Source organism: Kitasatospora sp. NPDC058046, from assembly GCF_042885595.1.
GTDB lineage: Bacteria > Actinomycetota > Actinomycetes > Streptomycetales > Streptomycetaceae > Kitasatospora.
This window is the reverse complement of sequence record NZ_JBHVRS010000011.1, coordinates 254,665-273,735: the sequence shown is the minus strand read 5'-3', so window position 1 is coordinate 273,735 and position 19,071 is coordinate 254,665. Positions and strand designations below refer to the sequence as shown.

Below are 19,071 nucleotides of genomic sequence, written 5' to 3'. Positions count from 1 at the left end.
CTCACCCCTGTGGGGCCACGGCCTCGACGCCGTTGGCGGCCAGCCAGCGGAGGACGTGGTCGGCGACCGAACGCCAGCCGCTGTCGAACACCAGGGAGTGCCCCCGATCGGCGAACTGCTTCAGGTCCGTCACGGCGGAGGAGTCGCCGTAGAGCTTGTAGACCGAGCGGGTCACGGCGTCCGGGACCATCCGGTCCTCCTGGCCGGAGACCAGCAGCAGCGGTCCGCGCGCCGTATTGGCCGTGTCCACGACGGTGCCGACCGGCCCGGTGGCGGTGCCGTCGAGACCGAGGTCCGCGAGCAGCCGGAGCGGGGCCGGGACGGCGTACCGGTCGAAGAGCTGCTCGGCCTCCCCCTCTCCGACCGTGTTGACGACGAGGTGTCGGAACCGGGCGCGCGGCAGCTGCCCGAAGCCCGGGTGCCGGGTCGGGCCGGCCGACATCAGCGGCCACGGCCGGGACCGGCCGTCGGCCGGCGGCACACCGCCGGCCGGCAGCGGTGCGAGGGCGACGGCGGCGCGGCCGAGGTCGGCCCCGAGGAGGTGCTGGGCGATGAGGCCGCCGGCCGAGTGCCCGATGAGGACCGGCGGGTCGTCGAAGCCGCGCACGACCTGCTCGTAGTGGGCCGCGAGCGCGGCGAGCCCGAGGTCGCGCGGCGGGCCGGGATCGCGGCGGGCCCGGTCGGCGGTGTGGGCTTCGCCGGGCCAGCCCGGGACGCACACCGCGTAACCGTACGCGGTGAACCGCTCGGCCCAGCCCTCCCAGGAGGACATGTGGAACCACGCACCGTGGATGAGGACGACGGGGGTTTGTTTCACGGCCAGACCTTCCGAATTGCACGCACGACGATCCGCCGGCATCACGGCGCTCCATCGAGGATCACCGAGCGGCAGGCCGGCGGACACAGTCGAATGACTGAATCCGGCGGCCCGGCAGACCCTTCGCGGGTCCGCGGGCGTCTTCCCGCGTCTCGACGTCATGTGACCGATGCGTCCGGCAGGCGGCCGGAGAACAGTGGAGGCACCAGCGGGTCTCCAGGAAGGATCAGACATGATCGACAGGCGTGCCTTCACCAAAGCGGTCGGTCTCGGCGTGGGCGCCACGGCCGTGTCGGTCGGCGCGGTCTCGAACGCGCCTGCCGCCTTCGCGGCCGGTTCCGACCGGCCCGGCCGCCCGGCCCCGGTCGTCCCGGCCGTCACCGCGGGCACCCACACCACGTTCACCGACCTGAAGCGGGTCCAGGCCGGCGTGCTCGACATCGGCTACGCCGAGGCCGGGCCGAAGCACGGGCCCGTGGTCATCTGCCTGCACGGCTGGCCCTACGACATCCACAGCTATGTCGACGTGGCGCCGCTGCTGGCGGACGCCGGCTACCGGGTGATCGTGCCGTACCTGCGGGGCCACGGCACCACCACCTTCCTGTCCCCGACGACCGTCCGTACCGGGCAGCAGTCCGCGATCGCCCTCGACGTCATCGCCCTGATGGACGCCCTGAAGATCCCCGAGGCGGTGCTGGCCGGCTTCGACTGGGGCTCGCGGGCCGCCGGCACCGTCGCGGCGCTGTGGCCGGAGCGGGTCAAGGCCCTGGTGGCGGTGAGCGGTTACCTGATCGTCAACCTCCCCTCGCAGAAGAACCCGCTGCCGCCGAAGGCCGAGCGCACCTGGTGGTACCAGTACTACTTCGCCACCGACCGCGGCCGCGTCGCCATGGAGACCAGGCAGAACCGGCACGACCTGTGCCGACTGGTGTGGGAGGAGACCTCCCCCACCTGGAGGTTCGACGACGCCACCTTCGAACGCACCGCGGCGGCGTTCGAGAACCCCGACTACGCCGCCATCGTGATCCACAACTACCGCTGGCGTCTGGGCCTGGCCGACGGCGAGCGCCGCTACGAGCACTACGAGCGGCTACTCGCAGCCCGACCGCCCGTCACGGTGCCGGCCATCGCCGTGGACCCCGCCCTCGACCCGTTCCTGCCCACCACCGACGGCAGTGGGTACCGGACGTTCTTCACCGGCCCCTACGAGCACCGCGTCCTCACCGGCATCGGCCACAACGCGCCGCAGGAGGCGCCGACGGCGTTCGCCCAGGCCGTGGTGGACGCCGACCATCTGTGACCCCTGCTGATCCCGCACGGCCGTCACCGCACGGCCGTCACCGCATCGCCGTCACCGCACGGCCGTCACCGCACGGACAGGGCGCCGTCGATCTCTCGACGGGAGGAGATCCCCAGCTTGGCGAAGACCTTGCGCAGGTGCCACTCGACCGTACGGGGGCTGAGGAACAGGTGCTCGCCGATCTCCGCGTTCGGGTGCCCGGCGGCCGCGAGGCGGGCGATCCGCGCCTCCTGCGGGGTCAGGACCGGCGCGCCGACGGTCCTCTTGCGAACCGTCTCACCGGTGGCGAGCAGCTCACGCCGGGCCCGCTCGGCGAACCCCTCCATACCCGTGCGCCCGGCCGCCTCGTACGCCGCCCGCAGCTCGGTACGGGCCTGCGCGCGCCGGTTCCGGCGGCGCAGCCACTCCCCGTACAGCAGTCGGGCCCGGGTCTCGAACACGCCGAGCCCACCGCGGCCGAAGTGGTCGACGGCCTCGCGGTAGCGGTCCTCGGCCTGCTCGGGTGCTCCGGTCAGGGCTTCGGCGACCGCGTGCGCGCCCAGGGCCCAGGGCGTGCCGGCCCGGCTCCAGTCGGCGAGCCGCTCGCGCGCCCCGGCCGCCACGGCCGGCTCGCCGGCCCTGGTCGCGGCCTCGACCAGCTCGCCGCACGTCCAGACGTGCACCACGAGGTCCTGGTACTCCCCGCCCCGGAGCGCCGCTTCCATGGCGAGCGGATAGTTGCCCAGGCCGTTGTGGAGCACAGCCCTCGCGCACGCGGCTACGCCGACGAGTCGGCCCAGGCCGCGCTGCTCGCCCTCGTGTTCCATCGCCTCGATCGCTTCCAGGGCCGGTCGTTCCCGTCCCTGGTACGCGCTGATCAAGGCCGCCGTGGCCGTGCGCGCCACCGAGCCGGTGACCTTGTCCAGGGCCGCGGCCTCGGCCAGCAGGTCGCCCGCCGGGGAGAAACGCCCCGCGAAGCCCAGCGCGGACGCCTGGTAGGGCAGCGCCGTCGAGAGGAGCGACAGGGTTCCCGTCCGGCGTGCGAAGCGGACCGCCCGGCCGCCGATGTCCAGCCAGCCCTGGAGATCGCCCAGCTCCGCGGCGGCGTTCGCGGCCGCCCACAGGACGGACGGGTCCTCCTCGTCGGTGAGGGAGCGCAGCGCCCGTGCCAGCTGCGGGAAGACGGCAGCCGGCCCGTCCACGCTCCGGGCGACCAGGGCCCTGAGGAAGACTCCCGCCGGCTCGTCGCCGGGCGGCAGGTCCCGAGCGGCCTCGGCGACCCGGCGCAGTGCGCCTTCGTCGTACCGGCCGACCCAGATGGCCGCGTCGTACGCCGCGAGGCAGGTCTCCCGCGCGAGGGCCGGGTCGAGGTCCCTGAGCCGACCGGCCGCGTCGAGCAGCGGCTGCACCGCGCCCCTCCCCGAGTCGGTCATGGACGACGCCTTGGCCCGCAGCCGGCCGGCATGGGCCTGCTGCAGCCGGTCCAGCGGCCCCAGCTCCGCGGCGGCGAGCAGGTCGGGCACCCGGGCCGGCACGCCCGCCGCGACATGGGCCGCCGCGGCCGCCAGTGCGCGCCGCGCCCGCGCCTCCGGGCAAGGGGTGAGCGCGGCGGCACGTTCCAGGAAGGAGGCGGCGGCCGCCCGGCCGCCGCGTGCCAGGGCCCGGTCGGCGGAGCTCTCCAGTGCGGCCGCCACCTGTTCGTCCGGCCCGACCGCGGCGTGGGCCCGGTGCCAGGCCCGCCGGTCGGGGTCGCGCTCGGCGTCGGTGGCCTCGGCCAGGGCCGCGTGCGCCGCATGCAGCGCCGCGGCATCCGCGCCGCGCCACACCGCCGAACGCACCAGCGGGTGCCGGAACCGCACGGCGGCTCCCAGGGTGATCAGGTCCGCGGCCTCGGCCGGCGCCACGGCCTCCGGCCCGATGCCCAGCAGACGCAGGGCGTGCCACAACAGCGGCCCGTCGCCGACCGGTTCGACCGCCGCGACCAGCAGCAGGGCGCGGGTGTCGGCCGGCAGGGCGTCGACGCGCCGGCGGAAGCCGTCCTCGAGCCGGGTCGCCAGCGGGCCGGCGCCGGGCCCGCCGAAGCCGAACGCCAACTCCGCCGGCGACAGGCCCCGGGGCAGCTCCAGCAGGGCGAGCGGATTCCCGCCGGTCTCGGCCACGATCCGGTCCCGCACCCGGGCGTCGACCGGCCCCGGCAGCACGCCGTCCAGCAGCGCCCGGGCGTCGGCATCGGCCAGCCCGCCCAGCGGAAGGTCCGGCAGACCGGAAAGGCCCTCGTCGTCCGCCTTCCCGTCGGTGATCCGCTCGGCGAACACCAGCGCCACCGACTCCGCGTCCAGCCGGCGCCCGACGAACGCCAGGATTCGCCGGGACATCAGGTCCAGCCACTGCGCGTCGTCGACCAGGCACACCAGCGCGGACCGGGCCGCCGCCTCGGCGAGGAGACCGAGGACCGCGAGCCCCACCAGCAGCATCTCGGGCGGGTTTCCCGTGCTCAGGCCGAACGCGACCCGCAGCGCGTCCTGCTGCACCTCCGGCAGCCGGCCGAGGTGCGACAACAGCGGGGCGCACAGCCGTTGCAGGGCCGCATAGGCGAACTCGGCCTCGGCCTCGACACCGGCCGCGCGTACCACCTGCCACGGCCCAGCCTGCCCCGCCAGATGGTCGAGCAGCGCCGACTTGCCGACACCCGCCTCACCCCGCAGCACCAGCACCCGGCTGCGCCCGTCGCGCACCTCGCGCACCTCGCGCAGCAGACGGTCCAGCACCTCCACCTCCCGGGTACGCCCGATGAGCTGGTGGTTCGCGGACTGCGGCATGGCACCTCCGGGGAGAGTTCCTCCCGGAGGAGCTGCACCCATCCTACGAAGGGCGGGGCCGGCCGAGTCGCACGGGTTCCGTCACGACCGGCGCGCGGCGGTCAGCCGGTGGCACGCGCGGTGGTGCGGGGCCCGGCACCACCGCGCCGTGTCACCTCAGCGTCCTGAAGGCGGCGCGGAGTTCTTCGGCCAGGAGCCGCGGCTGCTCCCGGTCAGCGCTCGCCGACCAGCTCCTCCAGCCGCGAGACCAGCGCCGCCGGGCTGGGCCGGGAGGCGATCTCCGCCTGCACCTCGCGTGCGGTCCGCCGGTAGTCCGGCACGTCGAGCAGCCGCAGCAGGCCGTCCTGCACGGCGGCCGCGGTCGCCTCGTGCGCGGAGCAGGCCAGTCCGACGCCCCGGGCCGCGATCACGGCCGCGTTCGCGGGCTGGTCGGCGAGCCGGGGCACGACCAGCTGCGGGACGCCGTGGACCAGTGCGGTCAGCGCGGTGCCCGCCCCACCGTGGTGGACGATGGCGGCGCAGGTCGGCAGCAGGGCGCTGAGCGGCACCCAGCCGGCCACGCGCACGTTGTCGGGCACCGGGCCCAGGGCCGCCGCCTGGTCCGCCCCCATGGCGAGGATGAGCTCGACGTCCAGCCCGGCGCACTTCTGCAGGAACGCGGCGAGCTCGCCGAGCTCGCCGGACAGTGGCAGGACACTGCCCAGGGTCAGGCACACACGTGGCCGGGACGGCGCCGCCAGCGCCCACTCGGGCAGCAGTCGGCTCTCGTTGTAGGGCACGTAGCGCATCGACCACTCAGCCGCGTCGTCGTGGCCCCCCATGCTCGGCGGCCGGACGTCGATCGTCGCGGCCGCAGCGGCCGACTCGGCCAAGCCCAGCCTGGCCCGTGTGGGTTCCAGGTACTGGGCTATGGAATGGCGGTACGTCACCGCTTGTTCGTCGCTGCCCGCCCAGGCCAGCCGAACGCTCTGCTCCACGTAGGGGACACCGAGCGCGGTGGCCACCAGGGGTCCGGCGCCCTGCTCCAGGGTGGACAGCACGAGGTCCGGCCGGAACTCCTCGGCGACCTTCAGCAGGCCCTCGGCCATCTCCTCGCCGAACAACCCCAGCCCGCCGCGTCGGGGCCGCGGTTCGCCCGGCGGCGTCATGTTGATCGCGTGGCTGGCCGCCATGAACTCGCCGAACACGTCGCGGCCGGGGCACACGTCGACCGCCGGGAGTCCGGCCGCGACCAGCGTTTCGGCGGCCTGGCCGTTGTTGGCGACCAGGACCTCGTGCCCGGCGGTCCGCAGCGCCCAGGCCAGTGGGACAGTGGGCAGGAAGAGGCCGGAGCCCGGGGCGGCCATGGACAGTACTCTCATTGCAGGTTCCCTTCCGAAGCGTGCGCGTCGTCGACGAGGAGCCGGGGCGTTTCCGGGCTGCTGCCGTCGAGGCGTTCGACGAGGCCGGTCGTGGTGATGAGCAGGGCGGGACGTGCGTCGGCGAGCATGTACGCGATGCGTTCGGCCGGATAGCCGGGGTCGATCGGCAGGTAGGCCGCGCCGGTCTTCAGGACGGCGAGCATGGCCACCACCATCTCGGTCGACCGCGGCACCGCCAGGGCGACGATGGCCTCGGGCCTGATGCCCCAGCTGCCGAGGTCGGCTGCCAACCGGTTCGCCCGGTCGTCCAACTCGCGGTAAGAGGTGGTCTGTTGACCGTACCGGACGGCGACGCTGTCCGGCGTGGCGGCGGCCTGTGCGGCGAACAGCTCGGCCACCGAGCGGTCCGGCGCCGGGCGGGCCGTATCGTTCAGCCCGACGATCAGCCGGTACCGTTCCTCCGCCGTCAGCACGTCGATGTCGCCGACGGCGGCGTCCGGCGCACCGGTGGCGAAGCCGCCGAGCACGTGGACGAAGCGGTCGGCGACGCGCCGGGCCGCGGCGCCGGTGAGGAGGTCCGGCCGGTAGCCGAAGCAGAGCACGAGGGTCTCGCCCGGGTGGGCGATCAGGCTCAGCGGGTAGTGGATGCTGTTGTGCGCCTCCGTGCCCGTCACGCGCACGCCGGCGACGGAGTCGACGGTCCGGTCCAGCGGGTAGTTCTCGAACACCACGAGCGAGTCGAAGAGGTCGCCGTCGATCTCCGACAGGCCCTGGATCTCGGTCAGTCCGAGGTACTGGTGAGCGCCGAGCCGGGACTGCTCCTCCTGGAGCCGCCCGAACAGCCCGGCGAGGGTCTCCCGCGGGTCGATCCGGACCCGCACCGGCACGGTGTTGACCAGCATCCCGACCATGGCCTCGACGTCGCGCAGCTCGGGTGCCCGGCCGGCGACCGTGGTACCGAAGACGACGTCGTCACGGCCCGTCAGCCGGGACAGCAGCAGGCCCCAGGTGCCCTGGACCACGGTGTTGACGGTCAGGCCCAGCAGCCTGGCGCGTTCGGCGACGGCCGCGGTCAGGTCCCGGGGCACGGTGACCAGCACCTGCTCGGTCGGCACCGCCGTACGGCTGTCCGCGTTCGGCGCCACCCGGGTGGCCTCCTCCAGGCCGGTCAGCGCCGTGCGCCACGCCGTCCGGGCCTGCGGAGCGTCCTGGCGGGCCCGCCAGGCGAAGAACTCCTGCAGCGGCACGGCGGCCGGCAGCGCCGACGCGTCGCCGCCGGCGCCGTAGACCTCGAAGAGCTCGCGCAGCAGCAGCCCGGTGGACCAGCCGTCCAGCACGGCGTGGTGGTTCGTCAGCACCAGCCGGAACCGGTCGGACCGGCGCCGGATCAGCGTGAACCGCACGAGCGGCGCCGCGGCCAGGTCGAACCGGCGGGTGCGGGCCTCCCGGGTGATCCGCCCGACCTCGGCCTCGCGGTCGCCGTCCGCGACCGCGGTGAGGTCCGCCTCCTCCCACGGCAGCGGCACCTCCGACTGGACCACCTGCAGGGTGTCGCCGATGGCCCGGCGCCGGAAGCTCGCCCGCAGAGTCGGGTGGCGCCGTACCACGGCCTCCACCGACCGCCGCAGCACGGCGGCGTCGAGCGGTCCTTCCAGGTCCAGCACCACCTGGACGTTGTACAGGGCCGATCCGTCCTCGTCGTACGCCGCGTGGAACACCAGCCCTTCCTGGACCGGCGTGAGCGGTAGGACGGTCTCGATCCTGGGCGTGCGCTTCGTCGCCGTTGTCACAGGTCCCCCTCCAGGGCCAGTTCTTCCTGAAACTGGTCGATCTCGTCCTGGGAGAGCAGGACCAGTGGCAGGTCGGAGGGGCTCTGGCCCCCCGAGTCGGGTCGTCGGGCATGGTCGACCAGGGCCCGCAGGACGCGGAACCAGGTGGCTCCCAGGTCCTCGACCTCCGCCGCCGTGAACAGCTCCGCCGCCCAGGACCACTCGGCCACGAGCACCGGCTCCGTGCCGTCGTCCTCCCGGACGAGCGTGTTGACCTCCACCGCGTGCGCCAGCGGCAGGCCCGGGTCGGCGCCGCCGGTGAACCCGCCGACCTCGTGCGCCGGCGCCCACGCGCCGGACTCGGCGGGCGTGCCGAACCGGCCGAGGTGGTTGAAGCCGATCTGCGGCACCGCCAGCCCGGCGAGCACCTGCCTGGTGCGCGGGTTGAGGTGGCGCAGCAGTCCGTAGCCCAGACCGTGGTCAGGGACGGCGGCCAGTTGCTCCTTGACCCGCTTCAGCACCCGTCCGACCTCGGGACCGGCCGCCCAGAGGTCCGGCCACTCGACCGCGCCCGGGTCCAGCCGGACCGGGTGGACGGTGGTGAACCAGCCCACCGTGCGGGACAGGTCCACGCCGCCGACCGCGTCCTCCTCCCGGCCGTGGCCCTCGACGTCCACCAGCACCGGCCCGGCGGGACGGCCCCGCCGACGGGACCAGTCCTGCACGGCCAGGGCCACCGCGGTGAGCAGGACGTCGTTGACCGTGGCGTGGAAGACGGTGGTCACGTCGGTCAGCAGCGCCTTGGTGGCATCCGCCGGCAGCGTCAGCTCCACGGTGCGCCGGGAGGCCACCACGTCCCGGGCCGGGTCCGGCGCCCGGCGGCCGAGCGGCGCGTCGGCGCCGTCCAGCATCGCCGTCCACAGGCCGAGTTCCGCCGTCCGCCGGTCGCTGTCGGCCTCCTCGGCGAGCAGCCTCGACCAGCGGCGCAGCGAGGTGCCGACCGGGGCCACCGCGGCGTCGGCGCCGCGCCGCAGCGCGTCGGTGACCTCCGCGAGGTCGCCGAGCAGGATGCGCCAGGAGACGCCGTCCACCGCGAGGTGGTGCACGGCCAGCAGCAGGTGCCCGGGGTCGGCCGGGCCGGCGTCGAGCCACACGGCCTGCCACACGGTGCCGTGCTCGGGAGCCAGTCGGTCCCAGGCGAGCTCGGCCTGGTGCCGAGCGGCCTCGCGCAGCGCGTCCCCGGTCAGCCCGGCGACATCGTGGCGGGCGAACCGGTCCGCGAGGTCGGCGTCCGGCTCGGTGATCTCCAGGTCCCAGCGGGCGTCGTCGTCCTTGCGGCGCAGCCGCAGCCGCAGGGCCTCGTGACGGTCCACCAGCGACCGCAGTGCCGCCGTCAGCGTCGGCTCGTCGATGCCGGCGGGCAGCCGGACGAACATCGACTGGTTGAACCGGTCGACCGGGCCGCCCAGTTCGCGCAGCCACTCCATCACCGGAGTCGGTGCCAGTGGCCCCGGACCGGCCTCGGTGTCCTTCTCGGCCACCGGGTGGGCCTGCTCGCGCGCCACCCTGGCCAGGTTCGCCGGGGTGCGGTGGTCGAAGACGTCCCGGGGGGTGAACTCCAGGCCCTGGCGCCGGGCCTGGCTCACCAGCTGGATCGAGGTGATGCTGTCCCCGCCGAGTGCGAAGAAGCTCTCGTCCGGCCCGACCAGCGGCACGCCCAGGGTCTGCGCGAAGAGTCCGCACAGCAGTTCCTCGCGCGAGGTCCGCGGGACCAGGCCGGTGCCCGGGGCGTGCTCGCCCGGGTCCGGCGCCGGCAGGGCGGCCCGGTCCAGCTTTCCGTTGGCGGTGACCGGCAGCCGGTCCAGGAGGACGTAGCCGCCCGGGAGCATGTAGCCGGGCAGTTCGCCCGCGGTCCGCTCCGCGATGTCGGTGACGTCCGGTTCGGCGCCGGGCCGCGGGACCACGTAGGCGATCAGCCGGGTGGTGCCCGCAGAGGTGTCGCGGGCCAGGACGACGGCCTGGGCGACGTCCGGATGGCGGGCCACCACCGTCTCGACCTCGCCGAGTTCGATCCGGTGGCCGCGGACCTTTACCTGGTTGTCGGTGCGGCCCAGGTAGTCCAGCGCGCCGTCGGGCAGCCGGCGGGCGAGGTCGCCGGTGCGGTACATCCGGCTTCCCGGGGCGCCGTACGGGTCCGCGACGAAGCGGTCGGCGGTCAGCGCGGGCCGGTTGAGGTAGCCGCGCGCGACACCGGTGCCCGCCAGGTACAGCTCGCCGGGCACGCCGGCCGGGACCGGGCGCAGCCAGCTGTCCAGCACGTAGGCCCGGGTGTGCGGCAGCGGACGGCCGATGGGCGGGGCGAGCACCTCGTCGTCGGCGCACGTCCAGTCGGTGGCGTACACCGTCGCCTCGGTCGGCCCGTAGAGGTTGACGATCTCCGTACCGGGCAGCGACTGCCGGATCCGCCGTACCAGGGGCTCGGGCAGGGCCTCGCCCGCCAGGACGAGCCGCCAGGCCGCGAAACTCGGCGACGGGTCGGCGAGCAGCCCGGCCAGCGCTGACGGGACACCGCTGATGAGCGAGCCCTGCCAGGGCCGTTCGGCCAGTTCCAGCAGGTCGCGGACGATCTCCAGCCGGCCGCCGGCGGCCAGCGGGGCGAACAGCTCGAACACCGAGACGTCGAATGAGAGCGAGGTGGCGGCCAGGACCCGCTGAAGCCCGTCGCCGCCGAAGCGCTCCACCGCCCAGCCCACCAGCGCGTCCATGGCGGCGCGCGACACGGCGACGGCTTTGGGTCGGCCGGTGGACCCGGAGGTGTAGATGACGTAGGCGAGCGAACCGTCGGGCGCGGCCGGGACGGTGCCGGCCAGAAGGGCACCGGACGGGACGGCGCCGGCCGGGACGTCCGGGTCGCTGGGCGTGCCGGGCGTGCCGGGTCCGTCCAACGCGAGCCGCGCCAGCCGGTCCGCCGGCGGCAGCCCGGGCACCTCCTCGCCGCTGGTCAGCACCAGCGCCGGCGCGGCGTCCTGGATCATGAACGCGGTCCGCTCGGCGGGGTGCCGATGGTCCAGCGGCAGGTAGCCGGCGCCGGTCCTGAGCACGGCCAGCAGCGCGACCATCAGCTCGGCCGAGCGCGGCACCGCCACCGCGACCAGGTCCTCCGGTCCGACGCCGCGGGCCCGCAGCTGCTGGGCCAGCCGGTCCGCCCGCTCGTCGAGCTCGCGGTAGGTCAGCTCCTCGGCCGCGCAGACCACCGCGGTGCGGCCGGGTTCCCGCGCCGCCCAGTCCCGCACGGCGTCGGCCACGGCGACCGGGGCCGCCGGGCGGCCGGTGTCGTTCCACTCCTCGGTGAGCTGCCGCGTCTCGGCCGGCTCCAGGGCCTCGATGCGGTCCGCCCGGGTGTCCGGGCCCGCCTCGGCGATCTCCTGGAGCAGCCGGGTATACCGCCGGACGACCTGCTCGGCGTCGGCGGCCGCGAACAGGTCCGGCCGGTACGTGAACTGCAGGTCGAGCGAGGGGCCCGGGGTGGCGATCAGGGCCAGCGGGTAGTGCACGTCGTTGTGCGTGCGGACTGCGCCCACCCGCGGGCCGGTCCGCGCGCCCTGGTTCAGGGCGTCCGGGTCCAGCGGGTAGTTCTCGAACACGGTGAGCGTGTCGAAGAGTTCGCCGTCGACTCCGGTCAGGCGTCGGATCTCGGCGATCCCGAGGTGCTGGTGGGCGGCGAGGCGGGACTGCTCGTCCTGCAGCCTGGCCAGCAGCGCGCCGATCGGCTCGTCGGGGCGCAGCCGCAGCCGCACCGGGACGGTGTTGATGAAGCAGCCGATCATCGTCTCGGTGCCCGGCAGCTCGGGCGGCCGTCCGGAGACGGTGGTGCCGAAGACGATGTCCTCGCTGCCGGTCAGCCGGCTCAGCAGGAGCCCCCAGGCGGCCTGCACGACCGTGTTGAGCGTGACGCCGTGTTCCCGGGCCCGCCCGGCCAGCGCGGCGGTGAGGGATTCGGGCAGCCGGACGGAGCGGGAGGCGGGCTGGACGGAGGCGTGCGCGTCACCGTGCGGAGCCAGCCGGGTCGGCGCGTCCAGTCCTCGCAGCGCCGCCTGCCACGCCTGCTCGGCCGCGGTGCGGTCCTGGCCGGCCCGCCAGTCCAGGTAGGTGCGCCAGGAGCCGGCCGGCCGCGCCGGTGTGTCGGCGCCCCGGGCGCCGTAGTGGGCGAACAGCTCCTGCAGCAGCAGGGGCATCGACCAGCCGTCCAGGACGATGTGGTGGTTGGTCACCGCGAGGGTGTGGCGGCCCTCGCCGAGGCGCAGCAGCGTCAGGCGCAGCAGGGGTGCTTCGGCCAGGTCGAAGCGGCGGCTCAGGTCGTCCCGGAGCGCCGCCTCGGCCTGGGCCGCCCGCTGCTCGGGGTCGAGCCCGCTCAGGTCCAGGTACCGCCACGGCACCGGGACCTCGGCCCGGACCGCCTGGATCAGGCCGCCGCTCGCCCGGTTCCGTACGCAGGTGCGCAGCACCGGGTGGCGGCGCAGCAGGGCCTCGGCGGCCTCGCGCAGCGTCCCGGGGTCGATCTCGCCATCCAGGTCGAGGGCGATCTGGACGTGGTAGACGTCCGGTGCGTGGTCGTCGTACGCGGCGTGGAAGGCCAGGCCCTCCTGGAGCGGCGTCAGCGGCAGGACGTCCTCGACGTCGGGGCAGGCGGCCTCGATCTCGTCGATGTCCTGCTGTTCGAGCCGGGCGAGCGGGAAGTCGGACGGCGTGTGGCCGCCGGCGCCCGGTCGGCGGGCGTGGGTGGCCAGCGCGCGCAGGGCGGTGGACCAGGTGTCGGCGAGGTCCCGGACCTCGTCCTCGGTGAGCAGGCCCGCGGGCCAGGACCACTCGGCGGACAGCCGGGGGCCGTTCTCCCCGTTCTCCCCGCCGTCCGTCGCGCCCTCGTGGACGAGCGCGTTGATCTCCAGCGTGTGGGCGAAGGGCGTTCCGGGGTCGGTGTGTCCGGCCAGTGGGCTGCCGTCGCGCACCGGTGTCCAGGTGCCCTGGCCCCGGGTGGTGAGGGAGCGGCCCAGGTAGTTGAAGAGGACGTCGGGGCTGCCGAGGCCGGCCAGGGCCGTGGCGGTCCGCGGGTTGAGGTGGCGCAGCAGCCCGAAGCCCAGTCCCCTGCCGGGCACCGCCGCGAGCTGTTCCTTGACCGTGCGCAGCGCCGTTCCGACGGCCTGGCCCGCGGCCCAGGTCTCGGCCGGGTCGGTCACGCCGGGGTCGAGCCGCACCGGGAAGAGGCTGGTGAACCATCCGACGGTGCGGGACAGGTCGGTGCCCGGGACGGCCTCCTCCTCGCGGCCGTGCCCCTCCAGGTCGACCAGCACCGGCGCGGCCCCGTGCCCGCGCCGCCGGCGCCAGTCCTGTAGGGCCAGGGCCAGGGCGGCGAGCAGGACATCGTTCGCACCGGCGTGGAAGGCGGTGGTCACCTCGGTGAGCAGCGCCGCGGTGGTGTCGGCGTCGACGGAGGACACCAGGGTGCGCCGGGTAGCGAGGACGTCCCGGACGGGATCGAGCGCGCGTGCCCCGAGCGGGGCGGTGGCACCGGTGAGCGTCTCCCGCCAGTGGTTGAGCTCGCCGACCACCTCGGCGGTGCCGGCCCGCTCGACCAGCTGCCGCGACCACTGCCGCAGCGAGGTGCCCACCGGGGCGGGTGCGGGGCGCCCGCCCTCGGCCAGGGCGGCGTAGGCGTCGGCCAGGTCGGGCACCAGCACGCGCCAGGACACCCCGTCCACAGCCAGGTGGTGGACGGCCAGGAACAGCCTGCCTCGGCGGGTCGGGCCGGCGTCGAACCAGACGGCCTGCACCAGGACGCCGTCGTCGGGGTCGAGCCGGTCGAGAGCGGCTTCCTCCCAGGCCCGCAGCTCCGCCTCGGTGGGTTCGCCGGTCTCGGCGACGGCCACCCGTCGCAGGCACCCGGCGGCGTCGACGGCGCCGACCGGCCGTACCGTCAGCGACCACGCGTCGTCGCCGTCCCGCGCCAGCCGCAGGCGCAGCGCGTCGTGGTGGTCGAGCACGGTCTGCAGGGCGTCGCCGAGGGTTTCCAGGCGCAGTCCGGCGGGCACGTCGAGACGCATCGACTGGCTGAACCGGCCGACCGGGCCGCCGAGTTCACGCAACCGGTGGACGATCGGCAGCAGCGGAACGGGACCGGCTCCGGTGTCGGGCGGCGGTGCCTGGGTGTCCTGGGTACGGGCCACCTCGGCGAGCCGGGCGACCGTCCGGTGCTCGAAGACCTCGCGCGGGGTGAACAGAACTCCGGCGCCGCGCGCGCGGCTGACCAGCTGGATCGCGCCGATGCTGTCGCCGCCGTGGTCGAAGAAGCTGTCGTCGGCACCGATTCCGGGCAGGCCCAGGACCTCGGCGAAGAGCCGGCTCAGCAGTTCCTCGCGTGGACCCCGGGCCGGCCGGCCGCCGCCGGTGGCGCGGAACTCCGGTGCGGGCAGGGCGCGCCGGTCCAGCTTCCCGTTGGCCGTGGTGGGCAGTGCGTCGAGCACCATGACGGCGGCCGGGACCATGTAGTCGGGCAGGTTCTCCCGCAGGTGCTCGCGCAGGGCGGCGGCGAGCCGCCCGGCCTCGCGGCCGACCGCGGGGTTGTTGGTCAGGGCCTGCGGCGCCGCCGCGGCCGGGAGGAAGACGTCGGTCAGGGCCGCGGTGGCGGAGTCGGTCCGGTAACTCAGGAAGAGCACGTCGAGTTCGCCGTCGGTGCCCTCGCCGGACCAGGTGACCACCGTGCGGTAGCCGAGGTCCTCGCCGAGCTCGTGGAAGGTCTCCGGCAGCGGGCCGGCCGGGCCGTCCCCGTCCACCGCCCGCCGGACATCCGCCATCGGCGCCCCGGCGAACAGCTGCCGGGTGGCGGAGGCCTCGGGCACCAGGCGGACGTTGGGCACGCCGGTGATCCGCAGCCGGGCCGGCGCCTCGGTGGCGAGCCGGTCCCGCAGCGCGGTCAGGTCGGCGACCTCGGTGCCCCAGTGCGCACCCGGCACGTCGAGCAGCGAGACGGGCCGGTGCTCCGAGTGCTTGTGCAGTACCACGTCGTAGCGGTAGCGGATCAGTTCGGTGTCGTAGTCGCCGCGCTTGACCCGGATGTCGACGCCGGCGAGGTCGGCGCTCTCCTGCTGGAGCGCGGTGAAGAACCGCGGGTCGACCAGGAGTTCGTTCTCCTGCCGGGTCCGCTGTTCCACGGCCCGGCGCACGGCCTGCGGGTCCGCGTCCGCCGGGCTGTGCGCGAGTTGCACACCGGTGGCGAGGATCCGGCGGAGCCTCAGGTCGCGGACGTCTCCGAGGAACACGGCGCCGCCGGGGCGCAGCAGTCCGAGCGCTCCGCGCAGGACGGTCCCGAGGTACTCCGCGGTGGGGAAGTACTGCGCCACGGAGTTGATGACCACGGTGTCGAAGAAGCCCTCGGGCAGCCCGGCCAGGTCGTCGGCCGGCTGGGTGCGCAGCTCCACCCGCCCGGCCAGGTCCGGCCGGGTGCCGAGGTGCCGGCGCAGCGCGGCGACCGCCGCGGGGGAGAAGTCGGTCGCCCAGTAGCGCTCGGTGTCCGGCGCGAGCCGGGCGAGCAGCAGGCCGCTGCCGACGCCGATCTCCAGCACCCGGCGGGGCCGGAGGGCGCGGATCGCTTCCACCGTCCGGTCGCGCCACTGCCGCATGTCCTCCAGCGGCAGCGGGCGGTCGGTGTAGCTGCTGTCCCAGCCGGCGAACTCCTCGCCGAAGGCGGCCTCGGACGGCGCGCCGTACATCGACTGGTACAGCTGCTGCCATTGGTCGACGTGCTCGCCGTCGGCCCGCTCCCGCACGGAGGCGGGGCGGTCGCGCTCGGGCACCACGTACCCGACGAGGTACTTCCCGGACGAGCGGTCGTCGCGGGCCACCACCACCGCCTCGCCGACCTCGGGGTGCTCGCCGAGGACCGAGGCGATTTCGCCGGGTTCGATCCGCACGCCCCGGATCTTCACCTGGTCGTCGGTCCGGCCCAGGTAGGCCAGCCGCCCGTCGGCGTCCCACCGGGCGAGGTCGCCGGTGCGGTACATCCGCTCACCGGGCCGGCCGAACGGGCAGGCCACGAAGCGCTCCGCGGTGACGGTCGGCCGGCCGAGGTAACCGCGCGCGAGGCCGGTGCCGGCCAGGTAGAGCTCGCCGGGCACGCCGTCGGGCACCGGCTCCAGGGCCTGGTTCAGCACGTACACCCGGGTGTTGGCGATCGGGAGTCCGATCGGCGGGGCGCCGGTGCGCGCCGGGTCGCACTGCCAGGACGTCACGTCGATGGACGCCTCGGTCGGTCCGTACAGGTTGTGCAGCTCGCAGTCGAGGACGGCGGAGAACCGGGCGGCGAGTTCGGCGGGCAGCGCTTCACCGCTGCAGATCACCCTGCGCAGGCTGGCGCACCGGCCGGTCTCGGGCTCGGCCAGGAAGGCCTGGAGCATGGCGGGGACGAAGTGGACGGTGGTGACCTGCTGTTCGCGGATCACCGCGGCGAGGTAGCCCGGGTCGCGGTGCAGCCCGGGGTCGGCCATCACCAGGGTCGCGCCGCTCACCAGGGGCCAGAAGAACTCCCAGACGGAGACGTCGAATCCGCAGGAGGTCTTCTGCAGCACCCGGTCCCGCGCGGTCAGCCGGTAGCGGTCCTGCATCCACAGGAGCCGGTTCGCCAGGCCGGCGTGGGTGTTGACCGCTCCCTTGGGCCGACCGGTCGAGCCGGAGGTGTAGATGACGTAGGAGGGCGAGTCCGGCGAGAGCGGGCGCGGGCGGTCGGCCTGGGTGACGTCCCGGTCGGGCGCCGTGTCCAGGGCCGCCGCCAGGTCGGCGTCGTCGAGCAGCAGCCGCGGGGTGGCCGTGGCCCCGGGCAGCCGGGGCGCGGTGTCCTGTGTGGTGATCAGCAGCGCCGGCCGGGCGTCGTCGAGCATGTACGCGATGCGGTCGGTCGGGTAGTCCGGGTCGACCGGCAGGAACGCGGCGCCGGACTTGACCACGGCCAGCAGAGCGGTGACCAGGTCCACGGACCGCGGCACCGCGAGAGCGACGAGGTCCTCCGGGCCGAGGCCGCGGGCGAGCAGCAGCGACGCGAGCCGGTTCGCCCGCTCGTTCAGCTCCCGGTAGGAGAGGCCGTGCGGCCCGTGCAAGACGGCCGGGGCGTCCGGAGTGGCCGCCGCCCGGGCCTGGAACAGATCGACGACAGTCTCGGGGCCGGCCGGCCGCCCGGTGTCGTTGCGGCCGACGAGCAGCCGCTCCAGGTCGTCGGGCCGGAAGACGTCGAGTCCACGGCACGGGGTGTCCGGGTCCGCCTCGGCCATCTGTTCCAGCAGCCGCAGCAGGCCCTGGCCGTGCACCCGCAGATCGGCGCGGTGGTACAGCTCGGTGTTGCCGTCGACGTCGATCCGTCCGCTGCCCCGCCGGACGTCTCCGTAGAACACGAAGGCCAGGTCGTCGACCGGTCCGTTGGTCAGGTTGTGGATCGTCGTCGCGCATCCGGCGAGATCCACATCCTGGTCGAAGAACTGCAGGTTGACGTGCGGCCCGACCAGCGGGCTGCTTTCCTCTCCCGCGCCGAGGTCGTTGCGCAGGTCCTCATATCGGTAGCGCTGGTGCCGAAGGCCGAGCAGCATTTCCGCGGAGACGTTCTGCAGCAATCCGGACAGCGGCAGCTCCGGTCCGGCCGAAACGCGCAGCGGCACCACATTGGACATCATTCCGGGAATACCGCGCATGGCCTTGCCGAACCGGGCGGTGACGGGCAGCCCGAGCACGACGTCCGTTTCACCGGTGAGTCGTGCGGTGTAACGGGCGGCGGCGGCGGCGTAAACAGCGGCGGGCGTCACGCCGCAACGCTGCGCCAGCCTGCCGAGTGCCTCGCTCAGCCCGCTTTCGATTTCCACCGTCTCGCGGGTCCGGCCGCCCCGACGATTCGGCTCGGCCTGTCCGAAGGTCGCCGGCGCCGGGCTGTCCGCCAGTTTCTCCATCCAGTACGCGCGGTCCGTGTGGAATGCGGCGGACTCGCGATAGGCACGATCCGACCGCAACATCTCCCCGAAACGCCCGAGGCCGTTCACGGCGTCCCGGCCGGTCGCCAGCGCGGTGTACCGGGCGGCGATTTCCCGTACGAACAACGCGCCGGAGAAACCGTCCATGGCCACGTGGTGGGCCCGCAGGTACCACAGGTACCGGTCCTCGCCGATTCGCAGCAGCGCGAAGGAGTGCATCCGGCCGCTGTCCGGGGCGAGCGGCACGGCGAGCTCGTCCTCCATCCAGGCCAGCGCCGCCCGGTGCGGCTGCTCCTGGTCGCGCAGGTCCAGGCAGGGCATGACGAGTTCGGCCGCGTCGTCGACCACCTGCGCCGGCTCCGGGCCGGAGGCCACGATGCGGGCCCGCATGGTCGGGGTGTCGGCGAAGGCCCCGCGAGCCGCCCGCACCAGCAGGTCGACATCGAGCGGGCCGACGATGTCGGCGTACAGCGCGACGCTGTAGTCGAGGCCGTCCCGCGCGAAACGCTGGGCCAGCCATATTCCGGTCTGCGCGGAAGTGAGAGCGAATTCCTGACGCGCTGTTGCGGGCATGCAGAGTCCTTCGCAGAGCTGTCGGCGGTTGAAGTCAACTCACGAACAGGCGAGGTCCCGAGGATTGGATGGCGGTACCGCGCTGCGGCGGGCACGCGCCTCCGGCTGTTTCCTTCGGGATCCCCGCGAGTTCCAGCGAAGATTCAGCGCGAAGGCCCAGCGCGGTCCCGGCATCGAAAAAACCGCACGATCACGTGCATATCCCCCGTCCCCCGTGTCTCGTGCCGTGCGCCCTGTTCCCCGATGCTCTCGAACAACAGTCCCGCAGGCACTGTTCCGCAGCGTACCCCGACCTTTAGAGATCGCAAAGGCCCAACCGGAACGCCGTCCTTCTGGCCGAAACCGTGCCCTCCGGTCCGAAACCCGGCGCAGACGGCACCGCCGGCGCCGTTCACCCAGGTCAGACCCCCCGGGCCGACGCGCGGTCCTGACGCACCGTCGGAGATCACTCT

6 protein-coding genes are annotated in these 19,071 nt (G+C 74.5%); 1 reads left to right on the top strand and 5 read right to left on the bottom strand.

Annotated features, from left to right (window positions below; all coding sequences use genetic code 11):
* Position 1: 1 nt before the first annotated feature.
* Positions 2-817 carry an alpha/beta hydrolase gene (locus ACFVU7_RS23445; protein WP_388046908.1) on the bottom strand — a complete coding sequence of 272 codons (816 nt, stop codon included), beginning with the start codon at positions 815-817 and terminating at the stop codon, positions 2-4.
* A gap of 232 nt (positions 818-1,049) precedes the next feature.
* Between ACFVU7_RS23445 and ACFVU7_RS23440 the strand changes: the two genes are divergently transcribed.
* A complete protein-coding gene (locus ACFVU7_RS23440) occupies positions 1,050-2,117 on the top strand; it encodes an alpha/beta fold hydrolase (RefSeq protein WP_388046906.1) in 1,068 nt (355 codons plus the stop codon).
* A 65-nt stretch (positions 2,118-2,182) separates the two neighbouring features.
* Here the strand turns inward: ACFVU7_RS23440 and ACFVU7_RS23435 are convergent, their stop codons facing one another.
* The 4 genes from ACFVU7_RS23435 to ACFVU7_RS23420 form a co-directional block, all read right to left on the bottom strand.
* On the bottom strand, positions 2,183-4,915 hold the full coding sequence (locus ACFVU7_RS23435) for an AAA family ATPase (RefSeq protein ID WP_388046905.1): 2,733 nt from the start codon (positions 4,913-4,915) through the stop codon (positions 2,183-2,185).
* A 212-nt stretch (positions 4,916-5,127) separates the two neighbouring features.
* Entirely contained in the window at positions 5,128-6,276 is a 1,149-nt protein-coding gene (locus ACFVU7_RS23430) for a nucleotide disphospho-sugar-binding domain-containing protein (RefSeq protein WP_074003392.1), read from the bottom strand.
* Positions 6,273-8,066: a condensation domain-containing protein gene (locus ACFVU7_RS23425; RefSeq protein ID WP_074003393.1), complete on the bottom strand. Its 1,794-nt coding sequence runs from the start codon at positions 8,064-8,066 to the stop codon at positions 6,273-6,275. The genes ACFVU7_RS23430 and ACFVU7_RS23425 overlap by 4 nt, the downstream gene beginning before the upstream one ends.
* On the bottom strand, positions 8,063-18,619 hold the full coding sequence (locus tag ACFVU7_RS23420; RefSeq protein ID WP_388046903.1) for an amino acid adenylation domain-containing protein: 10,557 nt from the start codon (positions 18,617-18,619) through the stop codon (positions 8,063-8,065). Before ACFVU7_RS23420 ends, ACFVU7_RS23425 begins: the two co-directional genes overlap by 4 nt.
* Between the last annotated feature and the right edge of the window lie 452 nt (positions 18,620-19,071).